The organism is Cedecea neteri, assembly GCF_000758325.1.
In the GTDB taxonomy this organism is placed as follows: Bacteria; Pseudomonadota; Gammaproteobacteria; order Enterobacterales; family Enterobacteriaceae; genus Cedecea; species Cedecea neteri_B.
Genome location: NZ_CP009459.1, coordinates 1,480,666 through 1,504,999, shown reverse-complemented (window position 1 = coordinate 1,504,999; position 24,334 = coordinate 1,480,666). Strand labels below are relative to the sequence as shown.

General features: G+C 56.3%; 23 protein-coding genes and 1 tRNA gene. 17 read left to right on the top strand and 7 right to left on the bottom strand.

All coding sequences use genetic code 11. The features are described from left to right. Nucleotides 1–12 precede the first annotated feature (12 nt). The 4 genes from cutA to LH86_RS07050 all read left to right on the top strand — a co-directional run bounded on the left by cutA (nucleotide 13) and on the right by LH86_RS07050 (nucleotide 2,846). Nucleotides 13–336 (top strand): divalent cation tolerance protein CutA, encoded by a 324-nt coding sequence (gene cutA / locus LH86_RS07065; RefSeq protein ID WP_008453776.1) that lies wholly within the window; start codon nucleotides 13–15, stop codon nucleotides 334–336. Beyond that, complete coding sequence (locus LH86_RS07060) at nucleotides 312–2,042, top strand: protein-disulfide reductase DsbD (RefSeq protein ID WP_039299666.1); 1,731 nt, start codon at nucleotides 312–314, stop codon at nucleotides 2,040–2,042. Before cutA ends, LH86_RS07060 begins: the two co-directional genes overlap by 25 nt. Before the next feature lie 38 nt (nucleotides 2,043–2,080). After that, nucleotides 2,081–2,656: a transcriptional regulator gene (locus LH86_RS07055; protein ID WP_008453778.1), complete on the top strand. Its 576-nt coding sequence runs from the start codon at nucleotides 2,081–2,083 to the stop codon at nucleotides 2,654–2,656. A 114-nt stretch (nucleotides 2,657–2,770) separates the two neighbouring features. Then, nucleotides 2,771–2,846 (top strand) — tRNA-Phe (locus LH86_RS07050). A gap of 731 nt (nucleotides 2,847–3,577) precedes the next feature. On the opposite strand, the gene asr is transcribed toward LH86_RS07050, so the two are convergent. Continuing rightward, the gene (asr, locus tag LH86_RS21960) at nucleotides 3,578–4,057 is read right to left on the bottom strand and encodes an acid resistance repetitive basic protein Asr (RefSeq protein ID WP_071842699.1); all 480 of its coding nucleotides are present in this window, start codon (nucleotides 4,055–4,057) and stop codon (nucleotides 3,578–3,580) included. Nucleotides 4,058–4,290: 233 nt separating this feature from the next. Between asr and LH86_RS07040 the strand changes: the two genes are divergently transcribed. Then, a complete protein-coding gene (locus LH86_RS07040) occupies nucleotides 4,291–4,584 on the top strand; it encodes a DUF1330 domain-containing protein (protein WP_039299664.1) in 294 nt (97 codons plus the stop codon). A gap of 29 nt (nucleotides 4,585–4,613) precedes the next feature. Here LH86_RS07040 and LH86_RS07035 read toward each other — a convergent pair whose 3' ends face one another. Further along, nucleotides 4,614–6,293, bottom strand: coding sequence for an ArnT family glycosyltransferase (locus LH86_RS07035; RefSeq protein ID WP_039299662.1), 1,680 nt, complete (start codon nucleotides 6,291–6,293; stop codon nucleotides 4,614–4,616). Between the two features lie 379 nt (nucleotides 6,294–6,672). Between LH86_RS07035 and LH86_RS07030 the strand changes: the two genes are divergently transcribed. From LH86_RS07030 to LH86_RS06980, 11 genes are all read left to right on the top strand, one after another. Further along, nucleotides 6,673–8,817 (top strand): TonB-dependent receptor plug domain-containing protein, encoded by a 2,145-nt coding sequence (locus LH86_RS07030; protein WP_039299659.1) that lies wholly within the window; start codon nucleotides 6,673–6,675, stop codon nucleotides 8,815–8,817. Beyond that, the gene (locus LH86_RS07025) at nucleotides 8,817–9,659 is read left to right on the top strand and encodes a heme/hemin ABC transporter substrate-binding protein (protein WP_052045552.1); all 843 of its coding nucleotides are present in this window, start codon (nucleotides 8,817–8,819) and stop codon (nucleotides 9,657–9,659) included. The genes LH86_RS07030 and LH86_RS07025 overlap by 1 nt, the downstream gene beginning before the upstream one ends. Nucleotides 9,660–9,688: 29 nt before the next feature. Continuing rightward, nucleotides 9,689–11,035 carry a heme anaerobic degradation radical SAM methyltransferase ChuW/HutW gene (hutW, locus tag LH86_RS07020; protein WP_039305972.1) on the top strand — a complete coding sequence of 449 codons (1,347 nt, stop codon included), beginning with the start codon at nucleotides 9,689–9,691 and terminating at the stop codon, nucleotides 11,033–11,035. Next, the gene (gene hutX, locus LH86_RS07015) at nucleotides 11,032–11,529 is read left to right on the top strand and encodes a heme utilization cystosolic carrier protein HutX (protein ID WP_039299658.1); all 498 of its coding nucleotides are present in this window, start codon (nucleotides 11,032–11,034) and stop codon (nucleotides 11,527–11,529) included. The genes hutW and hutX overlap by 4 nt, the downstream gene beginning before the upstream one ends. Further along, a complete protein-coding gene (locus LH86_RS07010) occupies nucleotides 11,526–12,149 on the top strand; it encodes an SDR family oxidoreductase (RefSeq protein WP_039299656.1) in 624 nt (207 codons plus the stop codon). Before hutX ends, LH86_RS07010 begins: the two co-directional genes overlap by 4 nt. Before the next feature lie 114 nt (nucleotides 12,150–12,263). Next, nucleotides 12,264–13,109, top strand: a complete 846-nt coding sequence (yghU, locus tag LH86_RS07005) for a glutathione-dependent disulfide-bond oxidoreductase (protein ID WP_039299654.1) — start codon at nucleotides 12,264–12,266, stop codon at nucleotides 13,107–13,109. A gap of 279 nt (nucleotides 13,110–13,388) precedes the next feature. Continuing rightward, complete coding sequence (locus tag LH86_RS07000) at nucleotides 13,389–14,303, top strand: metal ABC transporter substrate-binding protein (protein WP_039299651.1); 915 nt, start codon at nucleotides 13,389–13,391, stop codon at nucleotides 14,301–14,303. After that, complete coding sequence (locus LH86_RS06995; RefSeq protein WP_039299649.1) at nucleotides 14,300–15,118, top strand: manganese/iron ABC transporter ATP-binding protein; 819 nt, start codon at nucleotides 14,300–14,302, stop codon at nucleotides 15,116–15,118. The genes LH86_RS07000 and LH86_RS06995 overlap by 4 nt, the downstream gene beginning before the upstream one ends. Then, on the top strand, nucleotides 15,118–15,975 hold the full coding sequence (sitC, locus tag LH86_RS06990) for an iron/manganese ABC transporter permease subunit SitC (protein ID WP_039299647.1): 858 nt from the start codon (nucleotides 15,118–15,120) through the stop codon (nucleotides 15,973–15,975). The genes LH86_RS06995 and sitC overlap by 1 nt, the downstream gene beginning before the upstream one ends. Continuing rightward, a complete protein-coding gene (locus LH86_RS06985) occupies nucleotides 15,972–16,820 on the top strand; it encodes a metal ABC transporter permease (protein ID WP_039299646.1) in 849 nt (282 codons plus the stop codon). The genes sitC and LH86_RS06985 overlap by 4 nt, the downstream gene beginning before the upstream one ends. Before the next feature lie 79 nt (nucleotides 16,821–16,899). Further along, nucleotides 16,900–17,763: a MurR/RpiR family transcriptional regulator gene (locus LH86_RS06980; RefSeq protein ID WP_008453334.1), complete on the top strand. Its 864-nt coding sequence runs from the start codon at nucleotides 16,900–16,902 to the stop codon at nucleotides 17,761–17,763. Here LH86_RS06980 and LH86_RS06975 read toward each other — a convergent pair. Further along, nucleotides 17,760–18,152 (bottom strand): RidA family protein, encoded by a 393-nt coding sequence (locus LH86_RS06975; RefSeq protein ID WP_039299637.1) that lies wholly within the window; start codon nucleotides 18,150–18,152, stop codon nucleotides 17,760–17,762. The genes LH86_RS06980 and LH86_RS06975 overlap by 4 nt on opposite strands. A 135-nt stretch (nucleotides 18,153–18,287) precedes the next feature. Beyond that, nucleotides 18,288–19,724, bottom strand: a complete 1,437-nt coding sequence (locus LH86_RS06970; RefSeq protein WP_039305970.1) for an N-acyl-D-amino-acid deacylase family protein — start codon at nucleotides 19,722–19,724, stop codon at nucleotides 18,288–18,290. Between the two features lie 202 nt (nucleotides 19,725–19,926). Between LH86_RS06970 and LH86_RS06965 the strand changes: the two genes are divergently transcribed. Beyond that, nucleotides 19,927–21,147: an amino acid deaminase gene (locus tag LH86_RS06965; protein ID WP_039299634.1), complete on the top strand. Its 1,221-nt coding sequence runs from the start codon at nucleotides 19,927–19,929 to the stop codon at nucleotides 21,145–21,147. Between the two features lie 119 nt (nucleotides 21,148–21,266). Here LH86_RS06965 and LH86_RS06960 read toward each other — a convergent pair whose 3' ends face one another. The 3 genes from LH86_RS06960 to LH86_RS06950 are packed head-to-tail and all read right to left on the bottom strand — an operon-like array spanning nucleotide 21,267 to nucleotide 24,308. Continuing rightward, on the bottom strand, nucleotides 21,267–22,595 hold the full coding sequence (locus LH86_RS06960) for a PTS sugar transporter subunit IIC (RefSeq protein ID WP_039299631.1): 1,329 nt from the start codon (nucleotides 22,593–22,595) through the stop codon (nucleotides 21,267–21,269). Further along, entirely contained in the window at nucleotides 22,582–23,985 is a 1,404-nt protein-coding gene (locus LH86_RS06955; RefSeq protein WP_039299629.1) for a glycoside hydrolase family 1 protein, read from the bottom strand. Before LH86_RS06955 ends, LH86_RS06960 begins: the two co-directional genes overlap by 14 nt. A gap of 8 nt (nucleotides 23,986–23,993) precedes the next feature. Then, entirely contained in the window at nucleotides 23,994–24,308 is a 315-nt protein-coding gene (locus tag LH86_RS06950) for a PTS sugar transporter subunit IIB (protein ID WP_039299626.1), read from the bottom strand. Between the last annotated feature and the right edge of the window lie 26 nt (nucleotides 24,309–24,334).

The following is a 24,334-nucleotide window of genomic DNA, read 5'->3' as shown; positions in this document are numbered from 1 at the left end:
ATGAGGTTTGCGATGTCGATGACCCAGGCTGTCGTTGTACTCTGTACCGCCCCGGATGAAGCTACCGCGCAGGATCTGGCCGCAAAAGTGCTGGCGGAGAAACTTGCCGCCTGCGTGACGCTGCTCCCGGGCGCAACTTCGCTCTATTACTGGGAAGGAAAGCTGGAGCAGGAGTACGAAGTCCAAATGCTGCTCAAGAGCGACGTGGAACATCAGGAGGCGCTGCTTGCCTGCCTGAAAACCCATCACCCTTATCAAACGCCAGAGCTACTGGTTCTGCCAGTTGCACACGGAAACAGTGAATATCTCTCATGGCTTTACGCATCATTACGCTAGTCCTGCTGCTATGCAGTTCGCAGGCCTTCGCCGGGCTGTTTGACGCCCAGAATAAAACCCAGTTTGTCCCGGTCGACCAGGCCTTTGCCTTTGACTTTCAGCAGGCGGAGCACAAGCTAACGCTCAGCTGGCAGATAAAACCTGGCTATTATCTCTATCGCCAGCAGATAAAAGTGGTGCCAGCCAGCGCGGACATTGCGCCCCTGGCTATGCCTAAAGGCACCTGGCACGAAGATGAGTTCTACGGCAAAACCGAGATCTTCACCCGGCAGCTAACTCTGCCCATTACGGTAAATGCCGCCAATAAAGGTTCGTCCGTCAGCGTCACCTACCAGGGCTGTGCCGAAGCCGGGTTCTGCTATCCGCCGGAAACGCGCGTTGTGCCATTGAGTGCTATTGCTTCGTCGGCTAATGATGCCAATTTGTCTTCCTCCCTCTCCCCTTCCGGGGAGAGGGCCGGGGTGAGGGGCGCAAACAACTCCGCCCCCGCATCGCTCCCCTTCTCCGCGCTATGGGCCTTCCTGATCGGCATCGGCATCGCCTTCACGCCCTGCGTACTGCCGATGTATCCGCTCATCTCCGGCATCGTGCTGGGCGGTAAACAACGCCTGTCCACCGCCCGTGCATTGCTGCTGGCCTTTGTTTACGTTCAGGGCATGGCACTGACCTACACCGCGCTGGGCCTGGTCGTTGCCGCCGCGGGGCTCCAGTTCCAGGCGGCGCTACAGCATCCATACGTGCTGATTGGCCTGTCAGCGCTCTTTATCCTGCTCGCTGCCTCGATGTTCGGTCTGTTCACGCTGCAGCTGCCATCGTCGCTGCAAACGCGCCTGGCGCTGATGAGCAACCGCCAGCAGGGCGGCTCGGCGGGTGGTGTCTTTGCCATGGGCGCGCTGGCCGGGCTTATCTGCTCGCCGTGCACAACGGCACCGCTTAGCGCCATTCTGCTGTACATCGCGCAAAGCGGAAATATGTGGCTCGGCGGCGGTACGCTTTACCTTTACGCGCTGGGCATGGGCCTGCCGCTAATCCTCATCACCGTCTTCGGCAACCGCCTGCTGCCAAAAAGCGGGCCATGGATGGAAAGCGTCAAAACTGCCTTTGGCTTTGTGATTCTCGCGCTGCCGGTCTTCCTGCTGGAACGTGTGCTGGGCGACACCTGGGGGCTGAGGCTATGGAGTCTGCTGGGTGTCGCCTTCTTCGGCTGGGCATTTATCACCAGCCTTGGAGCGAAGAAGTCCTGGCTACGCGTGCTGCAAATCCTTCTTCTGGGTGCCGCGCTGGTGGCCGCTCGTCCGCTGCAGGATTGGGCTTTTGGCTCTCCGGCATCCGCTGAGGTTCTCCCTCACCTCAGCTTTCACAAAGTAAGCAGCGTTGAGCAGCTGGACGCTGCGCTAGCCGGGGCAAAAGGCAAACCAGTGATGCTCGATTTGTACGCCGACTGGTGCGTGGCGTGTAAAGAGTTTGAGAAATACACCTTTAGCGATCCGACGGTGCAAAAAGCGCTGTCTGGCGCCGTTTTACTCCAGGCCGATGTCACGGCAAATAACGCCGACGACAAAGCCCTGCTGAAGCATTTACAGGTGCTTGGCCTGCCAACCATTTTATTCTTTGATGCTAACGGCGTTGAACAACCGGCAGAGCGCGTAACAGGCTTTATGGACGCTACCGCGTTCAGCGAGCATTTGCGCAATCGCAGCCAGTAAACAACACTTAACCCGTTGGGAAACGTAAGGAGAAAACCGTGCAACGCGAAGAAGTTTTAGAGCACGCCCTGCATGTCCTTGAACGTGAAGGCATTGCCAGCACGACGCTGGAGATGGTGGCGAAAGAAGCCGATTATCCGCTCGCTGAGATTCGTCAGTTCTGGCCCGACAGCGAAGCCCTGCTGTACGACGCCCTGCGCTACTTAAGCTCACAGGTAGATGTCTGGCGGCGTCAGCTGATGCTGGACGAAGAGTTAACACCGGAGCAAAAGCTGCTTAAACGCTACCACGCCCTGACCGAATGCGTGAGCAACCAGCGCTATCCTGGCTGCCTGTTTATTGCCGCCTGCACCTTCTACCCCGATGCCGCGCACCCGATTCATCAACTGGCGGACCAGCAGAAAAAAGCGGCCTGGGAGTACACACACGAGTTGCTCACGCAAATGGAAGTGGACGACCCAACCATGGTCGCGCACCAAATGGAGCTGGTGCTGGAAGGCTGCCTGAGCAAGCTACTGGTGAAGCGTAGCCAGGCCGATATCGACACGGCCAGAACCCTTGCGGAAGATATTCTGCGCTTTGCGCTGTGCCGCACCGGCGGGGCATTAACCTGAAGCACGTCTTTTTGCTGTCTTTGACTGAAAAGCCAGCAATCAGCATAGTTTTAGGTAATTTTTATGACAAAGCCGTTGACGCCTGGCGGCCTTTACGGTTTAATGCGGCCCGTTGCCCGGATAGCTCAGTCGGTAGAGCAGGGGATTGAAAATCCCCGTGTCCTTGGTTCGATTCCGAGTCCGGGCACCACTATTTAGAAGAACCCGCCTATGGCGGGTTTTTTGCTTTTGGCGATACGGACTCTACATCGAACTGAAGTTCGATTATTCGTCTCATCCCTGAGACTCACCCCACAGGGGCCAGTGCAAGCACTGTTCAAAAACGTTCCCGACGTTTTTGTCCGAGTCCGGGCACCACTCTTTAGAAGAACCCGCCTATGGCGGGTTTTTTGCTTTTGGCGATACGGACTCTACATCGAACTGAAGTTCGATTATTCGTCTCATCCATGAGACTCACCCCAAAGGGGCCAGCGCAAGCGCTGTTCAAAAACGTTCCTTACGTTTTTGTCCGAGTCCGGGCACCACTATTTAAAGAAACCAGCCTACGGGCTGGTTTTTTGCTTTCTGGCGTCTGGACTCGTCATCGAACAAGAAATTACTGATGCCGCACGGCCAAAAGCGCCCTCTTCCAATGCTTCTTCCGCACCCAATAAATACACTTCTGCCTATTACGCACAATGTTCTCAACGGGGCGTTGAACTGTATTCTTGAGTAAAGCAGGGACTGGTGGCTCTTACGAACCCAGGAAGAACAAAAGCTACTGAAGCCAAAAGTTCAGTGTGATCAGGCCGCAGGTCAGCAGCGCGGTGAGGATTAATTCGAAACTGTAGCGTCGCAACATTATCTGAACTCCAGAAAGAAACACCCGGCAAGCCGGGTGTTTGTGTTAACGCTTCAAGCTAACGGGTAGCCCCGTTGAACTTATGCTGCTGGCTTAACGGCTGGTTTTGCAGCAGCTTTGTGATGTTTTTTCACGTGTTTCTTAGCAGCCTGCGCTTTCTGAGCAACAGGTTTTACTGCTTTTTTGTGATGCTTTTTAGCAGCCTGAGCCTTCTGTGCGGCTGGTTTTACTGCTTTTTTGTGGTGCTTTTTAGCAGCCTGCGCTTTCTGTGCAGCGGGTTTTACTGCTTTTTTGTGGTGCTTTTTAGCAGCCTGAGCTTTCTGCTCGGTGGCTGGCTTAGCGGCTTTTTTGTGTTTCTTTTTAGCGGCCTGAGCTTTCTGAGCGGCGGCTTTTTTGTGTTTCTTATGATGCGTTACTTTTGCAGCTGGAGCTTTAGCAGCAGGAGCAGCGGCGGTGGTTGCCGGCGCAGCAGCTGGTGCAGTAGCGGTAGTGTCAGCAGCGAAAGCGGCAGAAGACAGACCCATAGCAGCGGCAACAACCAGAGCTAATACTTTTTTCATTTCGACATCCTCGAATTTGTTTTCGTGTTTACCCCACTGCGGGGCCGTTGAAATGAACTATAGGCGTGTGGAACAAACTCTTCAGTGAGTGATTGGTATCGGCGTGTAATGAAATGTACAAAGTGAAATTGGGCGATTAGCGATCGCATCATGCCGCCTCTTTCCGGCAACACGGCCATTCACCGCTATGCTAGATTGGGTGACAAACAGACTTCCCCCTACAGGAGCAAAGCATGGCCGCATACTGGATTGCCCACGTCACCGTTCACGACCCTAAGCAGTATCAAAACTATATCGATTTATCCCCGGCGGCCTTTACGCGCTACAACGCCCGCTTTTTGGCGAGAGGCGGCAAAGCGGAAGTGGTAGAGGGTGATGCGGCTTTCACCCGGCATGTCGTCATTGAGTTTGCCGATATGGAAACGGCGCTGGCCTGCTACCACTCGCCGGAATACCAACGCGCTCGCCAGGAAAGAGCCAGCGTCGCAGAAGCAATGATCACAATTGTGGAAGGCCTGCCTGGTTGAGTCTTGTGAACCCAGCCCAGGCTGGGTTTTTAGTCTTTGTTGCCTGAAACGTCCCGGTAAACCATCAGGTTGTTGCGCTTTTCACCAGGGCGATTATCTTCCCAGAAAAAGACCATTCCCTTCGGCGCGGGCTGCAGCTTATCGCCGACCACAATCAGCCAGCGGCAGTGTTCGGGCTTGTGGAAGGTAGTTTGTGGCTGATGCAGGATCCCGGCAAAATAATAGAGCATCGGCGCTTCCGATTCTCCCAGCCGGTAAGAAGCCATGCAATCATCCGCCAGGTACTGCCCTGCAAGATGGCTTTTGAGATCCTTAAATACGCCTTCGTAGCCTTTGCTGTAGTCGAACCAGCCCACCATTAACGTGAACGCCACGCTCCAGACAGCGGTCACGCCTAATCCCCAGCTGAATGCCGCGCGCAATACCGGGTTGAGCGCCGCAGATAATCGCCCCCGGCAGATCCACAGTGCGGTAATGGCCAGGGCAAACACAAACGATGGCCAGGATAAATGCAGCCCGTAGTCAGGCGGCAGCCAGCGCTCAAGCGGATCCAGCCAGCCTTTTTTATCCCCACTTATCTTAAGCAGATAAATGCCCCAGACCACCGCAAGCAAAGCTGACCATAACGTAACGGAAAAAGAAGAGAAATAACGCAGCGCTTTGTCTTTTATTACGGGTAAAAGCTGAGATCCCAATATTGCCATCGGGGCAACAAAGGGCATTAAATATAAAGCACGACTGGTGGCAGACATCTGCAGAATAATAATGCCTAACAACGGGAAAAGCGTAATTGCGAACTCATCCTGATTTTTTAGCCGCTGAAGGGGGTGACGAAGAAAATAGAGTGTCGCCAAAATCCCGGCTGGCAGGGCAAAAAGCGTAACGGCCTCAGGCACTCGCATCAAGTTTGCTTTGGCACCCAGCTTAGCAACGGAAAACCCAAGGAAACGGCCAATATTATTTTCCCAAAACCACGCCATAAAAAGGTCGGGATGTTTACTGTAAAGCAGAACCGGCCAGGGTAGAATAAAAATAATCGCTACCAGGCCAGAGAGAATAACCGGATACCAAAATTCTTTAGTCCGGCATTGTGTAAAAAAGATTGAGCTTAAAAATAGCGTCATCCATAACACGCCGGGAATAAACACACCTTTGGATAACATCGTTGCTATCGTGCCCAGGCAAAGCCATACCGCGGAGGCGGCCGCCTTTTCCTGGCGAATCAAGCCGACAATGCCATACAGCGCCATGGTTGCGCCTGCGGTTAGCGCGGTATCGCTGAACATATCATGGCTGTGGCGCAGGATACCGGGTGCGCTCACATAAACGGCAAAGGCCAGCCAGATACGGTAATCCGCCAGGTTTTCACTGCGGAACACTCTTCTCGCCAGCAAAATAAAGAAGGAAAAATTAATAATTGAAAACAAAAGCGTCGCACTTCGGGCGGTATCGTGGAGCGGCATCACCCCGGAAAATAAATGCGCCATCAGCGTTGCCGTCCAGTAATAAAGCGGCGGCTTTTCCATAAACGGCTCACCGGCATTCACAGGCACTAACCAATTTCCCGTTTCATACATGGTTTGAATCACGCCGAAGGTATAGTTTTCGTCCTGCTTCCACGGCGTATGGCCATATATTCCCGGAAGAAGGTAAATAATAAGGAAACTAATAAATAAAAGGAGTATTTTTCTATCCCTATGCTGCAACATATAAACATCACTCCTTTACATGATTTGGCTTATTGTTTCTGGTTGTGTGTCATCGGAAACACGTTCGGGATAATAGTTTCCCCCGCCACAGGACATTACAAAGCACTAACGCAATGGAAAATAAACGGCATTTATCTTTTCAGACTCGCCGCATTTTTTTGTGAGTTCGTTGAGGAAATAAACAGGTTAGCAACATAAAAGCGATACATCCTGCCGCCGGGCACAGAAAGTTACCTCCTCTTTTCCTGACGCCCACCTTTCCCTTTGACCAAAATCAAAGTTGCATCTGGTTAGCAGGTTAAACGGTGGATATGTGCGCCACTCCTGGATATAAAGGCGAACGATAATAAATATCATTAACGTTCTCAAGGATGGGTTTATGCCAGGGAAATGTGAAACCTACGTGACTTTTTCAGCCATACCTCTGTTTATTGCCGGTGCCCTAGCCGCACCGGACTCCGCTTTCGCCCAGCCAAACACCGCGTCTGATGACACGATTATCGTCAGCGCAAGCCGCACGGAAACCAACCTCTGGAACAGCCCGGTTACCGTTCAGGTGGTTGACAGCAAAACGCTGGAACACTCCACCAGCGTCTCCATTGCAGACGACCTCAAAGATATTCCCGGGGTAGAGATCACCGATAATGCGCTCGCGGGTCGCAAGCAAATCCGTATCCGGGGCGAAGCATCAATGCGCGTGTTGATTCTGATTGATGGTCAGCAAGTCACTTACCAACGCGCCGGGCAGGACTACGGCGCGGGGCTGCTGGTCGATGAATCGGCTCTGGAACGTATCGAAGTCATTAAAGGCCCCTATTCCGTGCTCTACGGTTCACAGGCCATCGGCGGCGTGGTGAATTTCATCACCAAAAAAGGCGGGGATAAGCCGTTGGCCGGGCTGGTCAAAGCAACCTGGAACTCCGCCACCGCAGGCTGGGAGGAATCCGCAGCGGCCTGGGGCAGCATCGGCCAGTTCGACTACCGCATCAACGGCAGCTACTCGGACCAGGGCAACAGAAAAACCCCGGACGGGCGGCTGGATAACACGCACTTCCGCAATAACGGTCAGGGACTGTGGCTGGGTTACCGCTTCGATCGCCAGAAAATTGGCCTGTCTCTCGACCGCTATAGCCTCGCCACGCAAACCTGGTACAACGATCCAGATCAGCAGTTTGACGCCTTTAGCGTCAGGATCCCGAAGATGACGCGGGAAAAAATCGGGCTGTTTTACGACATTGATGTCGATGGCAATTACCTGAAAAAAGTCCATCTGGATGCCTACAACCAGACCGTTGAACGTCGTTTTGAAAACGAAGTCGCGACCACACAACCGATTCCTTCCCCGGCCATTCAGGCGCTAAGCGTAAAAAATCAGACCCAGACCAACGACAAACAGTATACCCAGGGCCTAACGCTACAAACCAACTTCTCGCTGCCCGCCGGGAACGACCTGGTGCTTGGGGCGCAGTATCAGCACGACAAGGTAGACCAGACCGGCAACGGCTATACGCGGCAGACAGCTAAAACCGGCGTCTTTGATATTGAAACCCGCAGCCAATCGCAGGACAAATCGGAACAAAGCAATACCTCACTGTTTGCGCAGAACGCCTGGCATCTGGCCGATGACTGGACATGGACGGCAGGCGCCCGCCAGTACTGGCTCTCCTCCAAACTCATTGATAGCAGCACGCAAACCACGGAAGGCGGCGTCACAACTCACACCGCAACCGGCAACAAATCCGCCAGCGATAGCCAGTTCGTGGCGGCGACCAGCCTGAACTACTCCGGGTTTAAAGATATCGAGCTGCGCGCGGCCTTTGCCCAGGGCTACGTCTTCCCGACGCTGGTGCAGCAGTTTATGCAGACTTCCGCCGGTGGCGGCGTGACTTACGGCAACCCAGATTTACGCCCGGAACACTCCAACAACTACGAAATTGGCGCCCGCTACAAAGGCAACCTGTGGCTGATTGACAGCACGGTCTACTACTCCGAAGCCAAAGATTACGTCGCATCCCGAGCCTGCGAAGGGCAAGCACTTTGCCAGGGTAACAGCAGCAGTTCCCGGGCCAACTATCGCTTTTACGACAACATCAACAGGGCCAAAACCTACGGCATCGAGCTGAGCGCGGAGTACAACGGCTGGGCCGTCTCCCCTTACCTGAGCGGTAATCTCCTGCGCCGACAGTATGAAAGCGACTCGCTAAAAACCTGGGATACCGGCGAGCCTGCCGTCAATGGCCGCTTCGGGGTCAGGCATACGCTAATGCTCAACGCCATGAATATCACCTCCGATGCCTTTATCCGCGCGGCTTCCCGCGCCAAAGAAAACACCGGTGACGGTGAAAGATGCTACCCCGGCTGGGCCACGTTAAACCTGGCCATCAATGCCGAGTTTGGTGACAACGACCAGTACCTGGTCAACCTGGCGCTGAACAACCTGACCAACAAACGCTACCAGACCGCCCACGAATCTATCCCGGAGGCGGGCTTCAACACGGCCCTCGGCTTTGGGTGGAAATTCTGATGAAGAAACGTATTTTTGCCGCGCTGCTGGCGCTGACCACCTCTTTTTCCAGCCAGGCCAGCGAGCGGCTGGTGGTGGCTGGCGGCTCTCTGAGCGAGCTTGTTTATGCCCTCGACGCGGGCAGCCAGGTGGTTGGCGTGGACGAAACCACCACCTGGCCGCCGGAAACGGCAAAGCTGCCGCACATCGGTTCCTGGATGCAGCTCAGCAGCGAATCCATCTTGTCGCTGCGCCCCGGACGCTTCATTACCTGGCAGGACGCCGGGCCGCAAATCGTCATCGGGCAGTTGGAAAAAACAAAGGTGAATATCCTGCAGCTCCCGCGAGTGCCCGCTACCGTCGAGCAGATGTACGCCAACATTCAAGCTCTGGCGATGACCTTACAGCGCCAGCCACAGGGAGAAGCGCTGATTACCAGCCTTAAACAGCGGCTGGAGGCGATTGCCAAAAGTAACGCGCTCAAGCCACACCCCGTTAAAGCGATGTTTATTCTCTCGGCGGGTGGCAGCGTGCCGCAGGTTGCCGGTGCGGGCAGCGTGGCCGACACCATCCTGACCATGGCCGGAGCAAAAAACATCGCCTGGCATCGTCAATACCAGAACTACAGCACCGAGGCGATGATCGCCGCCAACCCGGAAGTCATCGTCGCGACAACCCAAATGACCCAGGGCAACCCCGAAGCGCTGAAAGCCATTCCCGGGATCACCCACACCTCGGCCTGGAAAAACAAGCGGATAGTCATTCTCGATCAGGCTTTGATTCTGGGCATGGGGCCGCGCGTCGCAGAGGCCGTGGAACAGCTGCATCACCAGTTTTGGCCTGAGTCCGGCCAGAGCGATTAAAGATTACGTTGAAATGAGCGATGTTGAACATGAAACCTGAATTGGATCTCCAGGCGCACTTTGCGCTCCCCGGCGGGCAACCCTTTAAAGACAGGCACGCCACCATGCCCTGGCGCGGCGCAATGCCCATCGCCAAAGACCAGCTTGAGCACACCTGGCAGCAGGTGATTACCCGCCCAACGCCTCCCGGCAAAAGGCTGGTTTACCTCCACATTCCCTTCTGCGCAACGCACTGTACCTTCTGCGGTTTTTACCAGAATCGTTATGAAGCAGACCACTGCGAACGCTACACTGACGCGCTGCTCAGGGAGATCGAGCTGGAGGCCAGCAGCCCGTTGCACCAGTCGGCCCCCATTCACGCCATCTACTTTGGCGGCGGCACGCCTTCGGCGCTGTCAGCCAAAGATTTAGCGCGGATCATTACCGCCCTGCGCCACAGCCTGCCGCTGGCCCCGGACTGCGAAATCACCATTGAAGGACGGGTGCTGAATTTTGACGATGAGCGCATCGACGCCTGCCTCGACGCCGGAGCCAACCGCTTCTCCATCGGTATCCAGTCGTTTAACAGCAAAATCCGCAAAAAAATGGCACGCACCTCCGACGGCCCCACCGCCCGGCGCTTTATGGAAAACCTCTGCAAACGCGATCGCGCCGCCGTAGTCTGCGATCTGCTGTTTGGCCTGCCCGGGCAGGATCAAAAGCTGTGGGCAGAAGATCTGGCTATCGCGCGGGACATAGGCCTCGACGGGGTCGATCTTTATGCCCTGAATCTGCTGCCGCAAACGCCGCTGGGTAAAGCGGTGGAAAACGGACGTGTCACGCTGCCTTCCCCGGCCGAACGCAGGGATTTGTACCTGCAGGGCTGCGACTTCATGGACGGCGCAGGTTGGCGCTGCATCAGCAACAGCCACTGGGCGCGCACCACGCGGGAACGCAACCTTTACAATCTGCTGATTAAACAAGGTGCTGATTGCCTGGCCTTTGGCTCCGGCGCGGGTGGTTCGGTAAACGGCTACTCCTGGATGGTTGAACGCAACCTGGAGGCCTGGCACGCTGCCGTCGCCGCCGGAAAAAAACCGCTGATGATGATGACCCGCACCACTGACCCAGGCTACCGCTGGCGGCATCGCCTCCAGGCAGGCATTGAAACCGCCCGCGTGCCCCTCGACGAGTTAACCTCCGATGCGCATCTGCTCCAGCCGCTGCTTACCCAATGGCACGAATCCGGCCTGACCCGGGATGAGTCAACCTGCCTGCGCCTGACCGATGAAGGCCGCTTCTGGGCCAGCAATATCTTCCAGTCTCTGCAGACGCTGGTTGCCGCCCTCAATACCCCCATAACAACGGACAAAAAACCACAAGGAGCAACGCTATGACTTCCGTTTCCCTCGCCGATTACTTAAAAACCCAGCCGGACGGCACGCTGGAATCTATTGCCGCACAATATAATGTCACCCTGCTGGATGTTGTCTCCCAGCTCCCCGCTCAGGCGCTGGTTAGCGGCGAGCAGTTCGACACCGTCTGGGACACCGTTGTCGAATGGGGCAGCGTCACCACGCTGGTACACACCGCCGATGTGATTATTGAATTTTCCGGGGAACTGCCCTCCGGCTTCCACCGCCACGGTTATTTCAACCTGCGCGGCAAAAAAGGCATGACGGGGCATATCAAAGCGGCCAACTGCGCCCACATCGCTTTGGTGGAACGCAAGTTTATGGGGATGGACACCGCCTCGATTCTGTTCTTCAATCAGGCGGGCAGCGCGATGCTAAAAATCTTCATCGGGCGCGACGATCACCGCCAGCTACTGGCAGACCAGCTGGCGGCTTTTCGTGCGCTGGCAGAGAAAATTAAGGGAAATATTGCATGACGCCATGGTTAATTTTTGGGGCCGGAGGCAAAGGCGTAGGCGCGCTAACCGCCAAGCTGGCGCTGGCAGAAAACCGCCCCGTTGTTGCGCTGGTGCGTAACGAAGAAGCCGCCGCAAAACTGCGTGAGGCAGGTGCCCAGGTCATTATCGGTGACGCCTGCGACGCAGGCGCTGTCGCAGAAGCCTGCCGCCTGGCAGGTAAAGACGCCACCGTTATTTCAACGATGGGCGGGTCACATGATTACCAGGCGCACCGGACGGTTATCGACTGCGCCGAAAAAGCCGGGATCTCACGCATAGTGCTGGTCACCTCTTTAGGCTGCGGAGAAGGCTGGGCTTATTTATCCGATCGGGCAAAAGCGGCCTTTGGTCAGGCAGTACGGGAAAAATCCCTCGCCGAAAGCTGGCTGCAAACCAGCACGCTGGACTTTGCCATTGTGCGCCCCGGCGGCCTGCTTCACGGCGAACCAACCGGCAAAGCAACGCTCAGCCAGACAGCAGAGATCCACGGCATGGTCATGCGGGCCGATGTCGCCGCGCACGTCGCAGAGTTGGCAAAATCCTCCCACCTGAATCATCAGGTATACGGCCTCGTTGAACCGGGGCTGAAACCGGCTTAACGCCGCGCCGGGCTTTCGCTTTTCTGGCGGTATAGCCCGGCAGGCTCTTCCCTCTTGCTACACTTCAAGATAGTTTCATCAGATAACTAACCTGAGAAGAAGGCAGATCACGCGATGTCCGAACACAACTACCAGCCCCCAAAAGTCTGGACCTGGAACAAGACCGAAGCCGGTCAGTTCTCCAGCATCAACCGCCCGATTTCCGGCCCAACTCATGAAAAAACGCTGCCTGTCGGCAAACACCCGCTGCAGCTTTACTCCCTCGGCACGCCGAACGGGCAGAAAGTCACGATTCTGCTGGAAGAGCTGCTGGCGCTGGGCATCAGCGGGGCAGAATACGATGCGCACCTGATTCGCATCGGCGAAGGCGACCAGTTCTCCAGCGGCTTTGTGGAAGTAAACCCGAACTCCAAGATCCCGGCACTGTTTGACCACTCCGTCACGCCGCCGCTGCGCGTGTTTGAGTCCGGCAACATCCTGCTTTATCTCGCGGAAAAATTCGGCCACTTCCTGCCGAAAGATATCGTCGGACGTACCGAAGCGCTGAACTGGCTGTTCTGGCTGCAGGGTTCCGCCCCTTACCTGGGCGGCGGCTTCGGCCACTTCTACCACTATGCCCCAGTCAAAATTGAGTACGCCATCAACCGCTTCGCGATGGAAACCAAGCGTCAGCTGGACGTGCTCGATAAGCAGCTGGAGAAAAACCGCTTTATCGCCGGAGATGAATACACGATCGCCGATATTGCCATCTTTACCTGGTACGGCGCGCTGGCCAAAGGCGGCCTGTACGAATCCGCCGAGTTCCTCGACATAGCCTCCTACAAACACTTTGGCCGCTGGGCCGATGAAGTGGCTAGCCGCCCGGCGGTGAAGCGTGGCCGCATCGTGAACCGCACCTGGGGAGATGTGCAGCTGGCCGAGCGCCATAACGCTTCAGATTTTGATGCATTAGGGTTGTAGGACCCTCACCCTAACCCTCTCCCTGAAAGGGAGAGGGAATAACTGAACGTTTTCCGTGGCTTTTGTTCTCCCCTTCATTCCTTGAGTAGAAACAATAAACAGTGTTTTCCATTGTTTTTGTTTTCTCCCTCGCCCCTCTGGGGAGAGGGCTGGGGTGAGGGGGACTCCCCACATTTAAATCACACAAATGATAATAATTTGCATTCAGTTATAGCAACAGCTATGTTTTATAGCACTTGCTATAAATGCTGAATCTATAATCACTCGTGAGGGAAGACGATGCCCGGGAAACTGAAGTTAACGCAAAGTATTGTCGCTGTAGTCGCCGCGCTGGCGATGCTGCTAGGTGCCGCTCAGGCGCAGGCCAAATTTAAGGCGATCACCACCTTTACTATCATCGCGGATATGGCGCAGAACGTGGCCGGTGACGCGGCAGACGTGGAGTCCATCACCAAGCCCGGAGCGGAAATTCACGAATACCAGCCGACGCCGGGAGACATCCGTCGGGCGCAGGGCGCGCAGTTGATCCTGACCAACGGGCTGAATCTCGAACTCTGGTTCGCGAAGTTTTATCAACACCTGAAAGGTGTGCCTGAAGTCGTCGTCACCACCGGCATTCAGCCCACGGGCATCACCGAAGGCCCTTATAACGGCAAACCAAACCCTCACGCCTGGATGTCGCCGCAAAATGCGCTGATCTACGTCGATAACATTCGGAATGCGTTCGTTAAATACGATCCGGATAACGCGGCGACCTATACCCGCAACGCCGAAGCCTACAAACAGAAAATTCAGCAGACCATCGAGCCGCTTCGCAACGAACTGGCAAAAATTCCGGCGGATAAACGCTGGCTGGTCACCAGCGAAGGCGCTTTTTCCTACCTGGCCAACGACTTTGGTCTGAAAGAACTCTATCTGTGGCCGATCAACGCCGATCAGCAGGGTACCCCGCAGCAGGTGCGCAAAGTGATCGACAGCATTCGCCAGTACCAGATCCCAACGATCTTCAGCGAAAGCACCATCTCCGACAAACCTGCTCGACAGGCAGCGCGGGAGTCTGGCGCACATTATGGCGGCGTGCTTTATGTCGATTCTTTGAGTGCCGCAGACGGCCCGGTACCCACCTACCTTGACCTGCTGCGCGTCACCACCAGCACCATCGTTAACGGCATCAATGCAGGGCTGAAGAAATGAGTCGTCGTCCCGGCATAGTCGTTCAGGACGCCAGCGTCACCTATCGCAATGGCCACACCGCGCTGCGGGCGGCCAGCTTTGAAATCCCGACCGGTACCATTGCGGCACTGGTGGGCGTCAACGGCTCCGGGAAATCCACGCTGTTTAAAGCGATCATGGGCTTTGTGTGCCTCGCCAGCGGCAGTATCTCGATTCTGGATATGCCTACGCGCAAGGCGCTGCGCCACAACCTGGTGGCTTATGTGCCGCAGTCCGAGGACGTAGACTGGACGTTCCCGGTACTGGTGGAGGACGTGGTAATGATGGGCCGCTTTGGCCATATGGGGATGCTGCGTATTCCCGGCAAGGCTGACAAACAGGCGGTAGACAACGCCCTTGCCCGCGTCGGCATGAGTGATTTCCGCAAGCGCCAAATCGGCGAACTCTCCGGCGGCCAGAAAAAGCGCGTGTTTCTCGCGCGGGCGATTGCCCAGGACGGCCAGGTGATTCTGCTGGACGAACCGTTCACCGGCGTAGACGTGAAAACGGAAGAGCAGATCATCGCCCTGCTGCGCGAGCTGCGGGACGAAGGCCGCACGATGCTGGTTTCAACCCACAACCTCGGCGCCGTCACTGACTATTGCGACTATACCGTTTTGGTGAAAGGTACCGTGCTGGCCTGCGGCCCAACCGACGTCACCTTTACCCAGGAAAACCTGGAGCTGGCGTTCAGCGGCGTGCTGCGGCACGTCACCTTAACCGGGAAAGAGACCAGCGTCCTCACCGACGACGAAAGGCCGTTTATCCACGGTGCAGCGTTAAAAAGGGAGCCGTAATGTCCGTTCTCCTCGAGCCGTTCGGCTATGGCTACATGTTTAACGCCATCTGGGTATCGGCGCTGGTCGGCGGGGTCTGCGCCTTTCTTTCCTGCTACCTGATGCTGAAAGGCTGGTCGCTCATCGGCGACGCCCTTTCCCACTCCATCGTGCCTGGCGTGGCTGGCGCCTATATGCTCGGCCTGCCGTTTTCCATCGGCGCGTTTTTCTCCGGCGGCCTCGCAGCAGGCACTATGCTGTTTTTAAACCAGCGCACGCGCCTGCGTGAAGACACCATCATTGGCCTTATTTTTTCGTCATTCTTTGGCCTCGGGCTGTTTATGGTTTCGCTCAACCCAACGTCGGTAAACATCCAGACCATCGTGCTCGGCAATATTCTCGCCATCGCCCCGTCGGATATCGTGCAGCTGGCGATTATCGGCTTTGTATCCCTGGCGATTCTGCTGTTGAAGTGGAAAGACCTGATGGTGACCTTCTTCGACGAAAACCACGCGCGTTCCATTGGTCTTAACCCGCTGTGGCTCAAAGGCTTGTTCTTCACCCTACTGTCGGCCACCACCGTGGCGGCGCTGCAAACCGTTGGCGCGTTTCTGGTAATTTGTATGGTCGTCACGCCGGGTGCAACGGCCTATTTGCTGACGGATCGTTTCCCCAAACTACTGATAATTTCCGTTACGTTAGGCACTTTTACCAGCGCATTCGGCACCTGGATAAGCTATTTCCTCGACGGTGCCACCGGCGGCATTATCGTGGTGCTGCAAACGCTTATTTTCCTGCTGACCTTCGTGTTTGCCCCCAAACACGGCCTGTTGGCTAACCGTCGGCGCGCGCGCCTGAGCCTGGAGCAAACGCCATGAGCCTGTTAGACACGCTGCTTTCGCCCTTCCAGTTTAGCTTTATGATCAACGCCCTGACCATGACCACGCTGGTCGCCATTCCGTGTGCGCTGCTCTCCTGCTTCCTGGTGTTAAAAGGCTGGGCTCTGATGGGCGATGCCATGAGCCACGCGGTCTTCCCCGGCGTGGTGATCGCCTGGATGGTCGGCCTGCCGCTGGGCCTCGGCGCGTTCGTGGCCGGGCTGTTTTGCGCCTTTGCCACCGGCTATCTGCAGGACAACAGCCGCATCAAGCGTGACACAGTGATGGGCATCGTTTTCTCCGGCATGTTTGGCGCGGGCCTGGTGCTTTATGTCTACCTGAAACCGGATATCCATCTCGACCACATTCTGTTCGGCGATATGCTGGGCGTCAGCGGAAGCGATATTCTGCAAACGGGCGCTATCGTGCTGCTAACGGTGATTGTTGTAGGGCTAAAATGGCGGGACTTGCTGCTACATGCCTTCGACCCGATTCAGGCCCAGGTCTCCGGCCTGAACGTGAAGCTGCTGAACTACGGCCTGCTCTGCCTGGTTTCGCTAACCATCGTCGCGGCGCTGAAGGCGGTGGGGATTATCCTCGCGATTTCCCTGCTTATCGCGCCAGGCGCTATCGCTTCGCTGCTGACGCGAACCTTTAAAAGCATGATGCTGGTCGCGCTTGGGCAGGCCATCGTGACATCGTTTTTTGGCGTCTACCTTTCCTTCTTTATCGACAGCGCCCCCGCGCCGACCATCGTTGTGCTTTCTGCCCTGGTCTTCATCGCCGCCTTTATTCGGGCGACGATCAAACAGCGGCGTATGGAAGCGGTTAGCGAGCCATTCTGAATCCGCGTGAAGCGACCCTGACAACGGTTTTATGGTACAAAGTACCTTCTCTTTTTTGCACAAGTACCAGGGTCGCGCCATGAGCTACACCATCGATATTATCTCCTGCATCACCGACCGCTTCGTTGAGCTGACCGCCACCGAAAAGCGCATCGCGCAGTTTATTCTGGACGATGTGCAAACCGCTGCGGCGCTGCCCATTTCGGAAATGGCGCGCCAGACGCAAACCAGCCAGGCGTCGATAACCCGTTTTGCCCGCGCCATCGGCTGCAAGGACGTGCGCGAACTGAAGGTCAAACTCGCCCAGTCTCTGGCAGTGGGGCAGCGCTTTATTCTCGACGTGCCGGACCTCGAAGGCGTGCAGGGGATCTACGAAACCATCATCAATGTGCTGGATATCAACCGCCGCGCGCTAAATCCGGAGTCACTCAACAAGGCCGTGACCTGGCTGAGCAATGCACGCCAGATTCTGGCGCTGGGCATGGGCGGCGGATCAACAATTTGCGCGCAGGAATTACAGTTTCGTCTCTTTCGTCTGGGCCTGCCGGTGGTGAGCCAAAGCGATGGCCTGCTGGCGAGAATGATGGCGGCGTCGGTGGCCTCCAACGATGTGGTGGTGGCGCTATCACTGGGAGGTTACACGCCGGAAGTGGTGGAGAGCGCGGCGATTGCCCGCCAGTACGGCGCAAAGATCATCGCCATTACCCCGCAGGGAACACCGCTCGCTGAACAGGCGGACATCGTGCTGCCGCTGATTATTCGTGAAAACGACTACATTTTCAAGCCGAGCACTTCGCGTTACGCCATGCTGGCAATGATTGATGTGCTGGCCACCGAACTGGCGATGGCCAACAAAAGCCAGGCGAAGGACCGGCTGCGCCGCATCAAGCTGGCGCTGGACAGCCATCGCGGCGGAGCAGACAGGCAGCCGCTCGGCGATTAACCCCGGTCGGCGCGGTAGCAGGTCACATCCACTTCAACTTTACAGTCCACCACCAGGTCCACCACGCAGCACACGCGGGCCGGCGGGTGGTCGCCGAAGAACTCCCGGAACACTTTATTGAAGGACTGGAAGTAGCGGGCGTCAGTCAGGTAGACCTTCACGTGGACCACGTCAGCGAGGGTGTAGCCCGCTTCGGTCATGATATCCACGCAGTTTTGAATAGCCAGCCGCGACTGGTCGACAATCCCGCCTTCAACCACTTCGCCGTCTTTCATCGGCGTCTGGCCGGACACATACAGCCACCCGGCCGCTTCAACGGCTTTGGCAAAAGGCAGGTGCTGCCCGCCGGTACCGGTGCTGCCGCCCACGCCATAACGTTTAATGCTCATCATTGCTCCTTGTTGATCGGTTTACCCTCACCCTAACCCTCTCCCTGGAAGGGAGAGGGGACAAACGTCCAGTCCGGGAACTCTTATCCCTATCCCTATTGGGGAGAGGGCCGGGGTGAGGGGATAAATTTATACTCACTTCTGCCGACGCAGGAACCGCCCCGCCCGGCCAGTCACCTTCTGCTCGAGCCCGTAGCTCATCACGCCATTCACCATCACCGCTTCAATACCCGCTGCAGGCTGCTTCGGGTCACTAAAGCTCGCGACATCGCGCACGGTCAGCGGGTCGAATAACACCAGGTCAGCGTAATAGCCACACTTCACCAGACCCCGTTCGGGCAGTTGGAACCGCGCCGCCGACATCCCCGTCATCTTATGCACCGCCTGCGTCAGCGGGAAAAGCTTCTCGTCACGGCTGTAGTGCCCCAGCACGCGCGGGAATGCGCCCCACAGGCGAGGATGCGGCATCGGATCGTTCGGCAGCCCGTCTGACCCAACCATTGTTGCCGGGTAGCGCAGCACGCGCCGCACGTCCTGCTCGTCCATGTTGTAGTAAATCGCCCCAGCGGGCATCAGTAATTTTCCCGCTTCGTGAAGTGACATCGACCAGCCGTCAGCAATTTGCTTCAGCGACTTCCCGGCGACCTCCGGGTGCGGCTCAGACCAGGTAATCACGATCTCAAACTCGTCGGTGATCTGTTTCATGTCCAGCGTTGAAGAACTGGCGGAATACGGGTAACAGTCACAGGAGACATCCTGCTGCTCGCGCACCCTATCAAACAGCTTCAGCGTTTCAACCGTGCGGCCCCAGTTTTTCGCCCCGGCGCATTTGTGGTGCGACACCACAACCGGCACATTGCCGTGACGGCCAATGCGGAAAGCCTCATCCAGTGCCTCAAGAATCGGCTCAAATTCGGAGCGCAAATGGGTGGTGTAAATTCCCTTCTCCGCCGCCAATTCCTCCACCAGCGCCATCACCTCTTCGGTGGTGGACTGAAACGCGCTGGCATAGGCCAGGCCGCTGCTCAGCCCCAACGCTCCCTGCTGCAACGCCTGCTTTAGCTGCCCACGCATGGCGAGGATCTCCGCTTCCGTCGCCGGGCGGAACAAATCATCCATCTGATTGTTGCGCAGTGCGGTATGGCCAATCAGCGTACCCACGTTAATGGCCGGGCGAGCCTGCTCCACGGCATGGGCGTACGCTTCGACGGTGGGATAAACAAACTGGTGCGCCTCGCCCAGCAGATTCATCGGGTCAGGCACCAGAGCGTTGATGATCGCCCCCGCCGCACTGATGCCGCAGTTGCCGACAATCACCGTGGTAATGCCCTGGCTAATCTTTGGCAGATACTCAGGAAAACGGATCACGTTAATGTCGTCATGGGTGTGAACATCAATAAACCCCGGCGCTAATACCCGCCCGCTGCCGTCGATCTCATGCACGGCCTCGCCGGAAATCCCCGGGGCAATCTCGGCGATTCGGTCACCCTGCACCGCCACATCGGCCAGGTATTCCGCACCGCCGGAGCCATCAATCACGGTGACATTCCTGAAGAGATAATCGAACTTCATCTGCGCCTCACGCCAGTCATATTCTGCGTGCAAGTTAACCATTTACAAGCCATAAAAACAGTGAAAAACTAAACAAAACCCTTGCAAATCAATGATACTTTTATTCATTAAATTTAAAATCATTGAATAATTAATATAAATAACATCAAGTTAAAAATGATACTCAATCTGAAAGAAAGAATGACTCCGGAGGAAATACGATATGAAATACCAGGAAATTAACCTCGTACCCCATAAGTCCGCCCTCATGTATTCCCCTGCCAATGTCCTCAACGAAGACGTCTGCCTGCCCGCCGCGCTGATCAAAAAATCTGCTTTGAAAAACAACATCCGGTGGATGCAGGCCTACGCCGATGCACGCGGCGTTTCGCTGGCACCGCACGGGAAAACCACCATGACACCGTGGATCTTCCAGCAGCAGCAAAAAGCAGGCGCGTGGGCCATCGGCGTAGGCAGCGCATGGCAGGCCAGCATCGCGATGTCCGCGGGCATCGATCGCGTGCTGATGGTTAACCAACTGGTGGGCAAAGCGAACATCACCCTGGTATCGCAGCTAAAGCATAAACACACCGCCGTCGACTACATCTGTTGCGTGGACAGCGAAGCAAACGCCCGCACCCTGTCAGACTTTTTTAGCCAACAGGGGCAAACGCTCGACGTGCTGATTGAGCTTGGCGTGCCGGGTGGACGCTGCGGCTGCCGCAGCACCGAACAAGCGCTGGCGCTGGCGAAGCGGGTGGCAGAATTACCTGGCCTGACTTTACGCGGCCTGGAACTTTATGAAGGCGTGCTGCACGGTGACAATCCGCAACCAAAAATAGAAGCGCTGCTGCAAGAAGCGGCCGCGTTAGCCTGCCAGATGGAACGCTATGTCGATGGAGAATTCCTGCTCACCGGCGCGGGTTCAGTCTGGTACGACGTAGTGTGCAATATCTGGCTCGCAGCAGAAAAACCGGCCAACTGCCGCATTGCGATCCGTCCGGGCTGTTACATCACCCACGACGGCGGCATTTATCAGGAAGCCCAGGATCAGCTGATGGCGCGCGATCGGATCGCCTGCGATCTCGGCGGCGATCTGGTTTCCGCGTTGGAGCTGGTAGCAATGGTGCAGTCGGTCCCGGAAAGCGATCGGGCGATTGTGAATTTTGGCAAGCGCGACAGCGCGTTTGATGCCGGCCTGCCGCAGCCAATAGCCCACTATCGCCAGGGCAAGCCGCTGGCTTCGCCGTCGGAAACCATCGAAGCCACCGGGATTATGGATCAGCATGCCATGTTAAAACTCAAGCCGGGCGCGGACGTGCAGGTTGGGGATATTCTGGTGTTCAGCACTTCTCATCCGTGCCTGACGTTTGATAAGTGGAAGGCGCTGCTGCTGGTGGATGACGAATATAACGTGCTGGATGAGTTAGAGACGGCGTTCTAGATTTTTACCCTCACCCTAACCCTCTCCCTGGAAGGGAGAGGGGATAACAAACCACTCACTTAACTAAATTCCCCCTCTCCCCTTTGGGGAGAGGGCCGGGGTGAGGGGCCGCAGAAAATTTACTTAGCCTCAGCCAGCGACTTAGCCCTCTCCTCTTCTTCCTTCTGCTGAAGCTCCGTTTCCAGCATCTTCTTCTCATACACCTTAAAGAACGGGTAATAGATCGCCAGCGAAATAAAGAAGCAGATAAACACCAGGCCACAGGCAATCAGGTTCCAGTTGGTGGTGATCAGCGCCCCCAGCGGGGCCGGAACGGTAAACGGCGGCTTCACCATCATCCGAGGGATCAGCCCGCTAATGGTGAACAGATACACCACCACGGTATTCACCATCGGCGCCAGAATAAATGGGATCGCGAGGATCGGATTCATCACGATCGGCGCGCCGAAAATCATTGGTTCATTGATGTTAAAGAGCCCCGGAATAAACGACAGCTTACCCAGTTGCTTCAGGTAAATAACGCGGGAGCGAATAAACAGCACCACCAGCGCAAGCGTTGATCCGGTGCCGCCCATCTGCGCATACCACTGGAAGAACTGCTCGGTGAAAATGTTCGGCAGCTCATAGGCGCTCACGCCGGACTGGAACAGCTCCATATTCTGCACAATCGCCTGATCCCACAGCGGGCGGATCAGCGGCCCCATCACCGCGTGGCCGTGGATCCCCAGCACCCAGAACACGTCGATAAAGAACTGGGTCACAATCCCGCCAAACAGGTTGGTGCCGGTCATAAAGCCCTTCAGCGGCATAATGATGTAGCTGATGATGGCGTTAATATCGATGTTCAGAAAATGACGAGGGATCCAGAACACCAGCACCACGGCAAGCGTCGGGAACAGCGCCGAAAACGAGCTGGCGACCACCGGCGGCACGCCCGCGGGCATTTTGATTTCAATGTTGCGAACTTTGATAAAGCGGTAAATCTCAATCGCAATCAGCGAAGAGATAATCGCGCCAAACAGCCCCTGAGAACTCAGCGAAGTGATGGGAATGTAGCGCCCCGCCACCGCTTCACCCGCCACGGTCACGCCCTGCTTAATGTTCACCGGCACAATCATCAGCAGCGTCGCCAGCATCGCCAACAGGCCACTGGTAATGTCATTCAGCTTGTAGCTTTTGCCGAGGAACGAACCGATGGTAAACGCGGCGTACAGCGACATCAGCCCGACGGTAAAGCGGAACGGCACGTCAAGCGTATCTCGCCACGGCGCAATAAAATCCATGTAACCCTTAATCGGGATGTTCAGCAGAATCACGAAGAAAGAGCCGACGATGGTCAGCGGCAGAATCGAAATAAGCCCATTGCGAATCGCCTGCATATGCCGCTGGTTGCCGATAGCGTTCGCCACCGGCATCAGCTTGTCGGCTAACTTATCAAAGCTCGACATGGTCAGCCCCCTCAAACCCATTGTGCTCAATCACGGTACGGAACCAGCGCCCGGACTTTTTCAGCGAACGCTGCTGGGTGGCTAAATCCAGCCGGTAGAAGCCATAGCGGTTTTTATAGGCGTTCTGCCACGACCAGCAGTCGATGAAGGTCCACATCTGGTAGCCCAGGCACTGGCTGCCCTCCGCCATCGCTTTGTGCAGCCACGCCAAATGTTCCTGAAGAAACTCAATGCGGTAATCGTCCTGCACTTCGCCGTCCACCATGAACTGCTCTTCGTCCATGATGCCGATGCCGTTCTCGGAGACGAACCACGGCAGGTTGCCGTAACGCTCCTTCACCAGCATGGCGATGTCGTACAGCGCAGGCGGGTAAATCTCGATCCCGCGCGAGGTATTCATCCGCCGTCCCGGCATCACGTACTCTTCAAAAAAGCGCTCTGGCACAAAACCGTGGGGTTCCTCAAGCAGCGTCTCACGCGCTTTGACCCGGCGCGGGCGATAGTAATTAATGCCCAGTAAATCAACGTGGGTCGCGGCAATCAGCTCGCAGTCCCCCGGCAATATTTTTGGCAGCACATCGTATTCTTTCAGCAGCGCCACCAGCTCGGCAGGGTAGCGCCCAAGCAGCATCGGTTCGTTTATGCTGCGCGTGTAGAACAGGTCGGCCATCTCCGCCGCCCGCAAATCTTCCGGACTGTCGCTGCGCGGGTAGACGGGAATCACATCCATGATGATGCCAATCTGCCCCTCAAGATTCAGCTCGCGCCAGGCGGCGACCGCTTTGCAGTGGGCGATAACAATGTGGTGCAGCACCTGCGCCGCACGGCGGAAATCCGTCACGTAAGGGTAATGGCGAGGATGCAGATAGCCAGCTTCGGCGGGAATAAGCGGCTCGTTGAAGGTAAACCAGGAGCGCACGCGGTCGCCGAACAGGCGGTAGCAAATTCCCGCGTAGCGCGCAAAAGCGTCCACCACATCCCGGTTCTCAAACCCGCCTTTTGCCTGCAATGCCATCGGCATATCAAAATGGTAGAGGTTGATAAAAGGCTCAATGCCCTGGCGGATCAGCTCATCAATTACATCATTATAAAACTGCACGGCCTGAGGATTAATTTCTCCGTCGCCGTCGGGGATCAGGCGGGACCAGGAAATCGACGTGCGGAATGAATTCAGGCCAATGTTTTTCGCCAGCTGAATGTCTTCCCGCCAGCGCTGATAGAACGTAGAGGTTTCGTCGGAGGTGACGCCGTTGTAAAAACGGGCATTAAACTCGTGCGAGGCGAAATCCCAGATATTCTCCCCTTTGCCATCGCCCTCAACTCGCCCCTCTGACTGCGTGGCGCTGGTCGCCGTACCCCACCAGAATTTTTCAGGAAAGCGGTATTTCATACGGCCCCCTATTCAGTAGTTTTCAGCAGCGACAGCGCATGATCCAGTACCTTGTCACCCTGCATCGAGCCGTAATGCATCATGTCGATGGCCGCCACCGGAACGCCGTGGGGCGCCGCCGCCGCGCTCAGGTTTTGCAGCTGGAATTTTACCTGCGGCCCAAGGAGGATGACGTCGGCCTCATCGATAATCTGGTCGAAATCGGACACCGGCACGGCGGTAATTTCCACCGCCACATCACGAGCGTGCGCGGACTGCTTCATTCTTTCCACTAACATGCTGGTGGACATCCCCGCAGCACAGCATAAGAAGATTTTTTTCATCACTTTTCCCTCAGAGAATCAATGCA